This is a genomic window from Halobacterium hubeiense, assembly GCF_001488575.1.
In the GTDB taxonomy this organism is placed as follows: domain Archaea; phylum Halobacteriota; class Halobacteria; order Halobacteriales; family Halobacteriaceae; genus Halobacterium; species Halobacterium hubeiense.
Genome location: NZ_LN831305.1, coordinates 24,389 through 36,894 on the forward strand (window position 1 = coordinate 24,389; position 12,506 = coordinate 36,894).

Annotated in this window: 12 protein-coding genes; 8 read left to right on the forward strand and 4 right to left on the reverse strand. The window is 60.2% G+C overall.

Features of this window, described 5'->3' with window-relative positions; translation table 11 throughout:
- Positions 1-55: 55 nt before the first annotated feature.
- Complete coding sequence (locus HHUB_RS15545; protein WP_049938510.1) at positions 56-253, forward strand: heavy-metal-associated domain-containing protein; 198 nt, start codon at positions 56-58, stop codon at positions 251-253.
- 71 nt (positions 254-324) lie between these two features.
- Positions 325-3,108, forward strand: a complete 2,784-nt coding sequence (gene acnA, locus HHUB_RS15550) for an aconitate hydratase AcnA (RefSeq protein WP_011222418.1) — start codon at positions 325-327, stop codon at positions 3,106-3,108.
- An 11-nt stretch (positions 3,109-3,119) separates the two neighbouring features.
- On the opposite strand, the gene HHUB_RS15555 is transcribed toward acnA, so the two are convergent.
- Together HHUB_RS15555 and HHUB_RS15560 are read right to left on the reverse strand one after the other, a co-directional pair.
- Positions 3,120-3,518 (reverse strand): SHOCT domain-containing protein, encoded by a 399-nt coding sequence (locus HHUB_RS15555; RefSeq protein WP_059059114.1) that lies wholly within the window; start codon positions 3,516-3,518, stop codon positions 3,120-3,122.
- A gap of 28 nt (positions 3,519-3,546) precedes the next feature.
- Positions 3,547-4,107: a DoxX family protein gene (locus HHUB_RS15560; RefSeq protein ID WP_011222420.1), complete on the reverse strand. Its 561-nt coding sequence runs from the start codon at positions 4,105-4,107 to the stop codon at positions 3,547-3,549.
- Positions 4,108-4,221: 114 nt separating this feature from the next.
- Between HHUB_RS15560 and HHUB_RS15565 the strand changes: the two genes are divergently transcribed.
- The 5 genes from HHUB_RS15565 (at position 4,222) to HHUB_RS15585 (ending at position 8,141) form a co-directional block, all read left to right on the forward strand.
- Positions 4,222-4,572 carry an ArsR/SmtB family transcription factor gene (locus HHUB_RS15565; RefSeq protein WP_049938495.1) on the forward strand — a complete coding sequence of 117 codons (351 nt, stop codon included), beginning with the start codon at positions 4,222-4,224 and terminating at the stop codon, positions 4,570-4,572.
- A gap of 3 nt (positions 4,573-4,575) precedes the next feature.
- Positions 4,576-4,851, forward strand: coding sequence for a DUF7521 family protein (locus HHUB_RS15570; protein ID WP_004515576.1), 276 nt, complete (start codon positions 4,576-4,578; stop codon positions 4,849-4,851).
- Positions 4,852-4,988: 137 nt separating this feature from the next.
- A complete protein-coding gene (locus HHUB_RS15575; protein ID WP_059059115.1) occupies positions 4,989-5,384 on the forward strand; it encodes a hypothetical protein in 396 nt (131 codons plus the stop codon).
- A 145-nt stretch (positions 5,385-5,529) separates the two neighbouring features.
- The gene (locus tag HHUB_RS15580) at positions 5,530-5,727 is read left to right on the forward strand and encodes a heavy-metal-associated domain-containing protein (RefSeq protein WP_049938511.1); all 198 of its coding nucleotides are present in this window, start codon (positions 5,530-5,532) and stop codon (positions 5,725-5,727) included.
- 131 nt (positions 5,728-5,858) lie between these two features.
- The gene (locus tag HHUB_RS15585) at positions 5,859-8,141 is read left to right on the forward strand and encodes a copper-translocating P-type ATPase (RefSeq protein WP_059059117.1); all 2,283 of its coding nucleotides are present in this window, start codon (positions 5,859-5,861) and stop codon (positions 8,139-8,141) included.
- Between the two features lie 319 nt (positions 8,142-8,460).
- On the opposite strand, the gene HHUB_RS15590 is transcribed toward HHUB_RS15585, so the two are convergent.
- A complete protein-coding gene (locus HHUB_RS15590; protein ID WP_059059119.1) occupies positions 8,461-9,348 on the reverse strand; it encodes a hypothetical protein in 888 nt (295 codons plus the stop codon).
- A gap of 68 nt (positions 9,349-9,416) precedes the next feature.
- Positions 9,417-9,713 (reverse strand): PadR family transcriptional regulator, encoded by a 297-nt coding sequence (locus tag HHUB_RS15595; protein WP_059059120.1) that lies wholly within the window; start codon positions 9,711-9,713, stop codon positions 9,417-9,419.
- Between the two features lie 362 nt (positions 9,714-10,075).
- On the opposite strand from HHUB_RS15595, the gene HHUB_RS15600 reads away from it, so the two are divergent.
- The gene (locus HHUB_RS15600) at positions 10,076-12,451 is read left to right on the forward strand and encodes a heavy metal translocating P-type ATPase (RefSeq protein ID WP_059059230.1); all 2,376 of its coding nucleotides are present in this window, start codon (positions 10,076-10,078) and stop codon (positions 12,449-12,451) included.
- Positions 12,452-12,506: the final 55 nt, after the last annotated feature.

Below are 12,506 nucleotides of genomic sequence, written 5' to 3' on the forward strand. Positions count from 1 at the left end.
ATTGGATTCTAAGCAGAAAACCACATAGAATACTCGCCCCTATCTACGAATGGATATGACTCAGACAATCACCGTCGAAGGAATGACCTGTGAACATTGCGAGCAGACCGTCGAAGAGGCACTCGAAGAAGTTGAGGGGGTTACGTCCGCTACTGCGGATCGTGACTCAGAATCCGCGACGGTCGAGGGGTCCGCTGAACGGGATGAGCTTGTGACTGTGGTCGAAGACGCTGGATACGATGCCTCTGCGTAACAAATCCCGATTCTCGTCGAATCGGATTCGGAGAGGGATTGATACGACTGCCAATCCCAGGTGTAGATACTATGACTGATACACTTCCGTTCGATGCCGTCCGCGAGCTCGACGTCGACGGGACGACGTACAAGATGGCCGATCTTCGAGCACTCGAAGAGCAGGGGCTCTGTGACCTCGACACGCTCCCTGTGAGCATCCGTATTCTGCTTGAGTCGGTGCTCCGGAACGCCGACGGCGAAACTGTTACTGCAGCGGATGTCAAGAATGCTGCTGGCTGGAAGCCAGACGTACCGGACGCAGAGGTTCCGTTCTCTCCATCACGAGTCGTCCTGCAAGATCTCACCGGTGTACCCGCAGTCGTCGACCTGGCGGCCCTTCGATCCGAGGTCGACCGCAAAGACCGAGATCCCACCCTGGTCGAACCGGAGATTCCTATTGATCTCGTGATCGACCACAGCGTCCAGGTCGACTACTTCGACTCCGAGGACGCCTACGAGAAGAACGTCGAACTGGAGTACGAGCGAAACGCCGAACGGTATCGCGCGATCAAGTGGGCGCAGAACGCCTTCGAGAACTTCAACGTCGTCCCGCCGGGGACCGGTATCGTCCACCAGGTGAATCTCGAACATCTGGGTCGGGTCGTCCACGCCCGCGAGCAAGACGGCGAGAACTGGCTCCTGCCGGACACGCTCGTCGGCACGGACAGCCACACCCCGATGATCGGTGGCATCGGTGTGGTCGGTTGGGGCGTCGGCGGCATCGAAGCGGAAGCGGCGATGCTCGGTCAACCGGTCACGATGAAACTCCCCGAGGTCGTCGGCGTCCGTCTCGAAGGCGAATTACCCGAGGGCGCGACGGCTACGGATCTCGTGCTCCACATCACCGAACGACTCCGCGAGGTCGGCGTCGTCGACCGGTTCGTGGAGTTCTTCGGTCCCGGTGTGGAGAATCTCACAGTCCCCGACCGGGCCACGATCGCCAATATGGCGCCCGAACAGGGCTCGACGATCAGTATGTTCCCGGTCGACGAGCAGACGCTCGAGTATCTCGAACTCACCGGGCGTGATCCCGACCACGTCGACCTCGTTCGCGAGTACCTCGAAGCCCAAGGGCTGTTCGGGGAACAGGAACCAGAATATACTGAGGTCGTCGAGTTCGACCTCTCGACAGTCGAACCGAGTCTGGCCGGACACAAGCGGCCACAGGACCGGATTCCGATGGGGGACGTGAAACAGAGCTTCCGGGGACTTCTCCACGGGGAGTTCGAGGACGACCTCGATGATGTCGACGAGGACGCCTTGCAGCGGTGGCTCGGTGAGGGTGGTGCAGCTGATGCGGAGACCGACGGTGGCGTTCAGGTCGAACCCGAATCGGAACTGCACCCGTTAACCAAACGTGTCGAGGTCGACCTCGACGGTGAGACGGTCGAAATCGGACACGGAGACGTCCTCGTCAGCGCCATCACGAGCTGTACGAACACGTCGAACCCGTCGGTGATGATCGCTGCTGGACTGCTCGCCCAGAACGCCGTCGAGAAAGGCCTAGACGTCCCGCCGTACGTCAAGACGAGTCTCGCACCGGGTAGCCGTGTCGTCACGCAGTATCTCGAAGAATCGGGGCTGCTTCCGTATCTCGAAGAGCTCGGGTACGCCGTCGTCGGCTACGGCTGTACCACCTGTATCGGTAACGCTGGGCCGCTTCCCGATCCCATCGAGCAGGCAATCGACGACCACGACCTCTGGACGACGAGCGTTCTCTCCGGGAACCGGAACTTCGAGGCGCGTATCCACCCGAAGATCCGCGCGAACTACCTCGCGAGCCCGCCGCTCGTCGTCGCCTACGGGCTCGCAGGGCGGATGGACATCGATCTCGAACACGAGCCGCTGGGCACTGACGATGAGGGTAACCCAGTCTATCTGGCGGACATCTGGCCGGACGCAGCGGACGTGCAGGCCGCAATCCACGAGAACGTCTCTCCGGAGATGTTCGAGGAGAAGTACGCCTCCGTGTTCGAGGGCGATGAGCGATGGGCTGCTCTCGACGCGCCCACGGGTGACGTCTACGAGTGGGATGAGGACTCGACATACATCCGTGAACCGCCGTTCTTCAAGGACTTCCCGGTAGAGAAACCCGGCGTCGCCGATATCGAGGACGCACGCTGTCTACTGACGCTCGGCGATACCGTTACGACCGACCACATCAGTCCAGCCGGCCCGTTCGGTCCCGACCTCCCCGCAGGTCAGTGGCTGCTCGATCACGGTGTCGAGCCACACGAGTTCAACACCTACGGCGCACGTCGGGGCAATCACGAGGTGATGATGCGGGGGACGTTCGCCAACGTCCGAATCGAGAACGAGATGCTCGACGACGTCGAGGGTGGCTACACGATCCACCACCCGACCGACGAACAAACCACGGTGTTCGAAGCCAGTCGCCGCTATCGGGACGAGGGGATACCGCTCGTCGTGATGGCTGGCGAGGAGTTCGGAACTGGGTCTAGCCGGGACTGGGCGGCGAAAGGAACGGACCTGCTCGGTGTCCGCGCAACCATCGCCGAGAGTTACGAGCGCATCTACCGCGACAACCTCGTCGGCATGGGTGTGCTTCCCCTGCAGTTCGATGATGGCGACTCGTGGGAATCTCTCGGTCTGGATGGGTCGGAGGTCTTCACGATCCACGGCCTCGATGACGGGCTCGACGTGATGGACGAACTGACCGTTATCGCCGAGCGTGCGGACGGGTCGACTGTCGAGTTCCCGGTCACAGCACAGGTCGGCACGCCGGCCGCCGTAACCTATATCGAACACGGCGGAATCCTCCACTACGTCCTCAGACGCCTCCTCAGACAGTAACACCAACGCGGTCAGAAACGATCGTCGTCGGACACCAGGCGGGCGCGACGGTGATCAAACTCCTCGTCGTCGATTTCGCCACGAGCGTACCGTTCTTGGAGAACAGCGAGTGCGCTGTCATCAGTATGGCCGTCCGTAGGGGACCGCGTTGTCAGCCAGTAAACGGCGTAGACTGGGAGGGCGATCAGAAGTGCCATCCACAGGAGCCCGAACAGTATCATCCCCCAGCCCCAGCCACCCCAGCCGGCCATATGGCCGCCGTTCCACATACTGTCGTGCCACCCCCACATCATTGCATCCGGGACGGTCGCGTGCGTTAGAACCATCCCGGCGACGACGGCCAGAGTCAGTGCCCCAACGACGATGAATCCCAGAGAACGAATCCCGCGTGCTTGAATTGGATTTTGCATTGTTGTACTCCCAAAGGTCTCGGCGTGGTTAGCCGAGGATGTATTCGAGGGCGGGATAGCGCTCGACGAGCGTCTCGCCGCCGACGTCGTAGTTCTCGATGTACTGGTCGAGGCCCAGGATGCGGCCCGCGGCGAACGCGGCGACCGCGAGGAACACGAGCATGTACGCGAAGTCACCGTTGATGAACCCGTGACCCATGTCCCAGTTCCCGAAGTAGAACATGAGCATCATCAGCGCGCCGAAGAACGCCGCGAGGCGGACGAACGCGCCGACGAGGAGGCCGAGGCCGATGAACAGCTCGCCGTACGGCACGGCGACGTTCGCGAACTCGACAAACCACGGCGTCGAACCCATCCACGCGAACAGGCCCGCCAGCGGGTTGCCGTTCGTCGCCGCAACGTTCGAGAGGTAGCCGCCGGCCGCGAACTCGCCGGTGATCTTCGTGAACCCGGAGTACGCGAACGCGTAGCCCATCATGAGACGGAGCGCCAGCACGAACCACGCGCTGAGGCTGTGGACTTTCCCGCCGACGGTCAGGCCGCCGACTCTGCTCTCAAGCTGGTTCATGCCGGAGTCGAGTGTGGACATAATTATTGCACCTTCAACTATCAGTAGGCGGGTAGAGACGATATAATAGCGAGCCGGCGTTCTGAGTCAGAAAACCGGCGGGCTATATTACCCTCCTGTAGCGAGTACGGACGTGTGACTGAGGAGGCCGACCCGTCGGACATCTTCGCCACACTCGACGACGAGTACGCCCGCAACATCCTCGTGGCGACGAAGACCGACCGACTCTCCGCGAAGGAGCTCAGCGAGGAATGCGATATGTCACGCCCGACCGTCTCGCGGCGTGTCACCCGCCTCGTCGAGCAGGGCCTCCTCGAGGAGTACACGCACGTCGACCCCGGCGGACGGCACTACAGCGAGTACGAGGCGCGACTCGAGCGTGTCGAAGTACTCCTCCAAGCAGAGGGCTTCGACGTGCAGATCGATGTTCGGCCGGACCCCGCCGACCGGATTACGTCCATCTTCGAGGAAATGCGGGGAGACTGACTCATGGAACACACGTTATTCGTCATCGGCAAGCTGTTCACGACCGCCCTGGCGCTGGTGATCGCCTACCAGGCCTATCGCGGATACCAACGGCATCACACGCAGTTACTCCTGTACGTCGCGGCTGGCTTCGCGCTGGTCGGGCTCGGCGGCCTCCTCGAGGGCGTGCTCTTCGAACTCCTCCAAGTGTCGATTTTCGAAGCAGGATTCGTCGCAGCACTCGTCACCGCCGCCGGGATGCTGTCGATTCTCTACGCCCTGTATGCCCCGAACCCCTGAGGATTCGGGACGTTCATTCGAGAAGCGGCCTCTGGGCGTTGTTCCTCATTCGAAGTCGCTATTGTTCGGATTCCCCTTATTCTCACCAGTGTAGGGTCGCAGCGGGAATTATGTCCGTACCGGTCGTACAGTATCGTATGATTCGAACACTCGTGGGTGTCCTTGGCGCTCTCTCAGCGCTGTTCCCGGACAAAATCGTCAGTCTCTTCGAGAAACTTGCGATTGCGAATCGAAGCGGGGGAACAGTGAGAGGGTGGGTCCGCCCAGCTATCCGGTCTGAGGGCGTTCTGATAGCTGCGATTTCCCTCCTCAATGGGCGAGCATACGCGTGGCTGATGAATCTTACCGGTGTGTTCGGCGCTATCGTCTTCCTGTTTCCCGATCTGTATCGAAGATTTGCCACCGCGTTCCTGTACGAGCGTCCGGAGTCGGTCGAATGGAACGAGCGATTCCGCTCGGGTATTCGGGCTATCGGCGCACTATACGTCTTTTTAGCGGCGAAGACGTATCTGGAGCGCCACAACGGTACCTGAGTCTTCCCGCATCGTCAGTTGCTGAATCTGAAATTTGGTTCGTTTCGGCTGCACGTATCACTTGGAATCTAAAGTTTGACCCCCAAGAGACCAGTATAATCGAAGGGGAAATCCGCTAAAGAGAGGGAGCCGTATGTACCTCTGTATGACGACGACCATCACCGTGGAAGGAATGTCGTGCGGTCACTGTGAGCAGACGGTCGAAGAGGCCCTCGAAGAGGTATCCGGCGTGACTGACGTGACCGTCGACAGGGAGAGCGAACAGGCGAGCGTCGATGGTGAGGCAAATGTCACAGCTCTCGTGGAGGCCGTCGAAGACGCCGGGTACACCGCTTACGCCTGAGAATCGCGCGGACCACTCCGAGACAACGGCCAACCGTTGTCTTTGAAGCTTCGCTACGCTGGTCCTGCTGTACAGTTCAGTGGGGAAGATTCAGGGGGCCAGCGGATCCACCTCTACAGAGAATATGGGCTATGGACGACCACAAAGATACAAATGAGAATCTCCCTGGAGGGGAACACCAGCAGGACGACAGCAGTCACCAGCACGAACACGGCGAGCAGGATGAATCGGACGCCGAGTCGGACGAGCAGCGGGTAGAACAGGACCTACTGGAAGAAGAGGCACACCCTGCTGCGGAGAGTGAGACAGTGCTCGACGAGCAGCACGAGCACGCTGGACACGAGGGCGAAGGACACGACCACGGTTCCCATGAGGGCCACGGTGAGGGGCATGGCGGGATGCACAAGGGCCACGAGCAGATGTTCCGCCGGCGCTTCTTCGTCTCGACGCTCCTGTCGATCCCAGTCCTGCTATACAGCGAAATGCTGCAGGAGTGGCTCGGGTTCTCCGTCCCCGCGTTCCCGGGCAGCGAGTGGATCAACCCCGTCTTCGCGGTCATCGTCTTCGCGTACGGTGGGATGCCGTTCCTCCAGATGGCGGTACCGGAGCTGAAAGATCGGTCGCCGGGGATGATGACGCTCATCTCGATGGCGATCACCGTCGCGTTCGTCTACAGCCTCGCGAGCGTGGTCTTCCCGACGCAGTCGGCGTTCTTCTGGGAGCTCGTCACGCTGATCGACATCATGCTGCTGGGCCACTGGATCGAGATGCGGTCGGTCCGGCGGGCCTCCAGCGCGCTCGACGAACTGGCGAAACTGATGCCAGACACCGCCGAGCGTATCACCGACGACGGGGAGACCGAAGAAGTTCCCGTCAGTGAGCTCTCGGAAGGCGATCTCGTGCTCGTCCGGCCGGGCGCGAGTGTCCCTGCTGACGGCACCGTCGAGGAGGGTGACTCCGACGTCAACGAGTCGATGATCACCGGCGAGTCCAAGCCCGTCTCGAAAGAGCCTGGCGACGAGGTCATCGGCGGCACCATCAACGGCGACGGCAGTCTCCGTGTTCGCGTCGGTGCGACGGGCGAGGAGACAACACTCGCGGGCATCATGCGCCTCGTCGAGGAAGCTCAACAGAGCAAGTCCAAGACGCAAGTGTTGGCCGACCGGGCGGCCGGCTGGCTGTTCTACGTCGCGCTCGGGGCGGCAGTCGTGACCGCGATTGCGTGGACGGTCGCAGTCTCGTTCGACGCGACGGTCATCGAGCGAGTCGTGACGGTGCTCGTCATCGCCTGCCCACACGCCCTCGGGCTCGCCATCCCGCTGGTCGTCGCGATCAACACCTCACTTGCAGCGCGCAACGGGATGCTCGTCCGCGACCGAATTGCGATGGAGGACGCGCGGAACTTGGATGCCATCATCTTCGACAAGACAGGGACGCTTACTGAGGGTGAACACGGCGTCGTGGATATGGCGACCGTCGACGGCGTTGACGAGGACGACGCGCTCGGGCTGGCGGCAGCCGTCGAGAGTGACTCCGAACACATGATCGCCCGAGCGATCCGTGAGGCCGCCGACGAGCGAGATGTAACTACTCCTGACGCGACAGCCTTCGAGGCGATTAAAGGCAAGGGTGTCCGGGCGAATGTCGACGGAAACGAGGTGTACGTCGGTGGCCCGAACCTGTTGGCCCAACTCGATAGCGAAATTCCCGACCATCTCCAGCACTTCGCTGACGAGGCCGGTCAGAACGCCCAGACTGTGGTGTATCTCGTTCGTGACGGAGAGCTGATCGCCGCCTTCGCGATGGCCGACGTGATCCGCGAGGAGAGTTTCCGCGTCGTCGACGCGCTCCACGATCTGGGCATCGAGGTGGCGATGCTGACTGGGGACTCCCAGGACGTCGCCAACGCTGTCGCCGACGAACTGGGCATCGACACGGTGTTCGCGGAGGTCCTACCCCAAGACAAGGACGAGAAAGTCCAGGAACTCCAGGACCAGGGCAAACTCGTGGGGATGGTCGGCGACGGCGTCAACGACGCGCCGGCGCTGACGCGAGCCGACGTCGGCATTGCGATCGGGAGTGGCACCGACGTCGCGGTCCAGTCGGCCGACGTTATTCTCGTGCAGAACAACCCGATGGACGTCGTTCGGCTGGTGAAGCTCAGTAAGGCGAGCTACCGGAAGATGCAGGAGAACATCGTCTGGGCCGCCGGCTACAACGTCTTCGCGATTCCGCTCGCAGCAGGCGTGTTGGCACCGATTGGGATTCTGCTGTCCCCCGCTGTGGGTGCGCTCTTGATGTCGTTGAGTACAGTCATCGTCGCGATCAACGCCCAGCTGCTCCGCCGCGTGGACCTGTCCATTCCCGAGCTTCCAGGCGGGACACCAGCGACTGACGCACAACCTGCAGACTGAAACGCTCCCGAACGCTTCGGAGCTTCTTTCAATTGAGTCCGGTTGGTGGACAGCAAATGGCGACACTGCGTAATTTCGGTGGGTATCGCTACGCGGTCACCGGTTCCACAGTTTTCCGAAGGGTGCATAGTTCGGTATACACAGACGCTCGTCTGATGGGCTACATTGCTGCGTCAGCACTAGGTTTATACCGCTTGACGGACTTCTTTCCAATATGAGCCTCGAAGAGACGGTTGACTACCTCGCCGAGGAACTCGACCTCGAGCGAAGTGAACACGTCCGTGAGGTTGGTCAGTCAGTCGCCGAGCTTCGCGACTGATCAGAACATTTCTCTGAAGTCCCGTTCGACGAGTCCGTCCTCCAGATAGGTGATGAACTCGTGTTTCGTTGGCCCTTGCTGGTCGAGTAGATCGTCCCGTCCTGCACGTTGGAGGACTGCCTGCGCAAAGTCCGTACAGTGGGATTCATGCTGCTCAGCGTACTTCGAAAGGGCCTCTCGCCAGTGCATATCCAGCTCGAACTCGGCTAATCGAATTTGGATCCCGTCTTTCCGTTCGACGAGGTCGACGTCCAGCTCTTCGAGTTGCTTGAAACGGAGGTTGTTCCGGCGGACCGTGATGAGCCGCTTGGAATCCACGATGTAGGGATCGACCCACTCTCGCCAGGTATTGTCGTCGACATGCGTTCGTGGCATCCCAAAATCCGGGTCCACACTCTCAATACAGAACTGAAGCATCGCGATACCAGTTCGATGATTCGCATTCGGGAGGGAATGTCGGAGAATCAAATTCGACATCACCTCTCCAGCGACGGTCGGAAGTGGGGCTTCCCAAGATACGTGATTGAGGGCTTGCTGGATCTTTTGTGGTTCGAACTCCTTGTAGAGTCGGAACTCATCCTCATCTCGAACATCGACAGCAGCTTCGAGCAATTCCACTAACCGGAAGGCGACAACTTGCCCAGGACGGGGAAGGTCACGAATACGGTCGCTCAACCATTCCTGATCGAAGTTGATGTCTTGGGCTAATTCGACATCTGTATCGCCTTCGTAGAGCACATAGACCGGTGTTTCGAAGGAATACCCGATGAGCTTTGTCGACTCGTCGGATCGCTCCCGCTGAGAACGAATTTCTGCTACCGATGCCGAGCTATATTTGAGTGAGAAATTCTCGGCCTGTGGGTGGTGATAGAAAACGAGCCGAGCCATCTCACTGTGTATTCGTGGAAAGTGGGTAAAGCAGTCCCGCTTTTATATTGAGTTCTACTTGCCTGGTTCTACGACGTCGTGGGTGCGTTCACGTCCTCTAAATATTGGCTTTCCCACTCACGTCGCGCCTTGATTTCCCGCACCCCGCGTTGTGTGACCGTGTACACGTTCGTCCGTTTGTCGAGTTCACCCTTCTCGAGCAGTCCTTTCTCGACGAGATCGTCGAGATTCGGATAGAGCCGCCCATGATTGATCTCCTGTTCGTAGTAGTCGTCGAGTTCGGCCTTTACTGCGAGCCCGTGAGGTTCCTGGAGCCCGGCGATCACGTACAAGATGTCCCGCTGAAACCCAGTTAGATCGTGCATCCGTCTGTTTTCAATTTTTGAGGGGTGGCATGTGTTCTCTCTGGTACCCCGAGGCGGAGATTGGGACCAAGGGTATCTACTAGTATACTCGTCACCGAATAGCGTTTAATATCGAGGCATCTGTATCTCCGGTAATGTCCTTTCGGCTGAGGTCGCCGTTGAGGCTCCGTGGCTGTGATCGGCCCGCTGTCAGCAGGTGGTAATCAATTGTGCCTTCATCTCAATCACTATCTCCCCCGTGCGCGCTTTGTGGTAGGGCTGTCCCCGACGATCGAGTCGTGGCTGAGGACGACATCGTCTTCTGCTGTGATGGTTGTCGAAACGTCCATCGAGGGCTCGGTAGCGATGGGGTTCACAGTCAGATGGCCCCGACAGACGGCACTATACATGAATCCGGAACTAGAGCGGGCGAACGCGAGGCAGATCCGCGTCCAACGGGGACTGAGGAACGGGCCTTCTTCCAGGTCGACGGAATGCACTGTGCGACGTGTGAAGCGTTTCTGGAATCGGTTGCTGAAGGCTGCGAGGGCGTCACTGACGCCGCGGCGAGTTACGTCACCGAGACGATCCGTATCACATACGACCCTGACCGCGTCTCGAAGGAGACTCTCTGTGATACCCTGAGTACACTCGGCTATTCGGCAACCCTCCGTGCTGGAGGGAGCGATGACGCACCGACTATAATCGGGCAGTCGCGCCGGTCGGACGAGCAGAATGAACGAGGGATTGACGAGGTGCTGGGATTTCGTTACGCTGCTGGCGTCATTTTCGGGACGTTCATGCTCCTCCCGTATGCGGTCCTCCTCTATCCGGCGCAGCTCTCGTCGTTCTTTGGTGAGGGGACGCTCGATATGTACGCGAGTGCGTCCGGGATCGGCGGTGGAGATGGCCTGTTGATCCTGCCGCTCTTTCTCGTTCTGACGGGTGTCGTCCTCGTGTTCACCGGCCTTCCGCTGTTACAGGGTGCATATGTCAGTCTGAAGATGCGACAGCCGAACACGGACCTGCTTGTCGCACTCCCCATCGTGAGTGCCTACGTGTACAGTACGATCGCCTTTCTCCTCGGTCGGATCGATATTTTCTACGATCTCACAATCGTGGTTGCCGCGAGTGTGGTGGCTGCCATCTTCTACGAATCACTGAGCAAGCAGCGAGCGATGGATCGCCTGACTAATCTCACTATCTCCCACGTCACCGAAGCCAGGCGGTATGGCGCCGATGGGACGACGACGATGGTCGACGTACACGGTCTTGAACCCGGGGAACGGGTTCTCGTCCGTGAGGGCGAACGCATCCCAGTCGATGGTGTTCTCGCTGAGGGTGAGTGCACGGTCGATGAAGCGATCGTGACAGGCGAGTCGCTACCGGTATCGAAACAAGCTGGGGACGAGGTCGTCGGCGGGGCGATCGTCACAAATGGGGCTGCTGTCCTCACGGTGAGCGATGAGACAACCAGTAGTATCGATCGCCTCATCACCTCTGTCTGGAATCTCCAGAGTGGGGATCACGGTGTCCAGCGGCAGGCCGATAGGCTCGCGTCAGTCATCATCCCGGTCGTCGTCGGTGGGGCGGTACTCGCTGGATTGGGGTCGCTTCTGGTGGGGGCTGGCATTCCCGTCGCCGTCCTGACAGCGCTGGTAGTTCTCTTGGTGGGGTGTCCGTGGGCACTTGGCCTGGCAACCCCGCTCTCGGTGGCAACCAGTATCGAACAAGCGGTAGAGCGGGGCATCGTCATCTTCGACGAGACCGTCTTCGAGCGCCTTCGGGACGTCGATGTCGTCGTCTTCGACAAAACGGGGACGCTCACGACCGGCCAGATGGATGTCCTCGAGGCGGATGCACCGTCGGATCTGCTTGCAATCGTCGCGGCCCTCGAACAGCGAGCATCCCACCCAGCGGCCGACGCAATCGTGAATACGTTTGTACAAAGGAATCAGGAGGGCGATCGCTCGAGAGCCGATGGGGGGGTTGCCGATGGCAGTGACCACGAGTACGCAGCGGACATCACTGAATTCACGAGCCACGCGACCGGCGTCGAAGGAGTCGTCGAGGACACGCGCGTTCTCGTAGGGAATCTCGATCTCTTCGCGGAACTGGGGTGGTCGGTTAGCGAGCGGATCGAGACGCGTGCCGCAGAGGCACGAACGACCGGTCACCTTCCGGTCGTCGTCGGTCGTGACGGTCATGCAGAGGGCGTCATCGTCGTGGGCGACGAACCACGGGCAGGTTGGGATGACACACTCACGCAGCTGAATGACCGTGATATCGATATCGTCGTTCTGACCGGTGATGACGAGGCTGCCACTGACTTTCTCGACAGTCATCCTGGCATCGATCACGTGTTTGCGGGGGTCCCGCCGGCAGGCAAGACCGCGACGATCCGGCGGTTACAGTCCCGGGGACAGGTTACGATGGTTGGTGATGGAACGAACGATGCACCGGCTCTTGCGACCGCAGACCTGGGAATCTCGCTCGGTGGTGGAACGGCACTCGCGTCCGATGCCGCGGATATTTCTCTCGTCGATGACGACCTCGCAGCGGTGGGGACGACGTTCGACCTCGCAGATGCAGCTCGTCGGCGTGTCAAACAGAACAACGGGCTAGCGCTGCTCTACAATGGGCTCACGATGCCCCTTGCGGCGACGGGGTTGCTGAATCCGGTGTTTGCGATGGGAGCGGTCGTGGCGACCGGCGGTCTCCTCGCGGCGAATTCGTTTCGAGACCTGCTTACCGAGTAGCGGCTCTAACCCCGCGAAGCGGCAGATACCTGCTGTAACCGGGTGGAGTCGGTTC

Bases quoted from the DNA above. Each gene is read 5' to 3' on its own strand.
- HHUB_RS15570 (WP_004515576.1), top strand. From the start codon at position 4,576: ATGGAACACACGTTATTCGTCATCGGCAAGCTGTTCACGACCGCCCTG.
- HHUB_RS15560 (WP_011222420.1), bottom strand. From the start codon at position 4,107: ATGTCCACACTCGACTCCGGCATGAACCAGCTTGAGAGCAGAGTCGGC.
- HHUB_RS15595 (WP_059059120.1), bottom strand. From the start codon at position 9,713: ATGCACGATCTAACTGGGTTTCAGCGGGACATCTTGTACGTGATCGCC.
- HHUB_RS15600 (WP_059059230.1), top strand. From the start codon at position 10,076: ATGGCCCCGACAGACGGCACTATACATGAATCCGGAACTAGAGCGGGC.
- HHUB_RS15590 (WP_059059119.1), bottom strand. From the start codon at position 9,348: ATGGCTCGGCTCGTTTTCTATCACCACCCACAGGCCGAGAATTTCTCA.
- HHUB_RS15545 (WP_049938510.1), top strand. From the start codon at position 56: ATGACTCAGACAATCACCGTCGAAGGAATGACCTGTGAACATTGCGAG.
- HHUB_RS15555 (WP_059059114.1), bottom strand. From the start codon at position 3,518: ATGCAAAATCCAATTCAAGCACGCGGGATTCGTTCTCTGGGATTCATC.
- HHUB_RS15575 (WP_059059115.1), top strand. From the start codon at position 4,989: ATGATTCGAACACTCGTGGGTGTCCTTGGCGCTCTCTCAGCGCTGTTC.
- HHUB_RS15585 (WP_059059117.1), top strand. From the start codon at position 5,859: ATGGACGACCACAAAGATACAAATGAGAATCTCCCTGGAGGGGAACAC.
- acnA (WP_011222418.1), top strand. From the start codon at position 325: ATGACTGATACACTTCCGTTCGATGCCGTCCGCGAGCTCGACGTCGAC.
- HHUB_RS15580 (WP_049938511.1), top strand. From the start codon at position 5,530: ATGACGACGACCATCACCGTGGAAGGAATGTCGTGCGGTCACTGTGAG.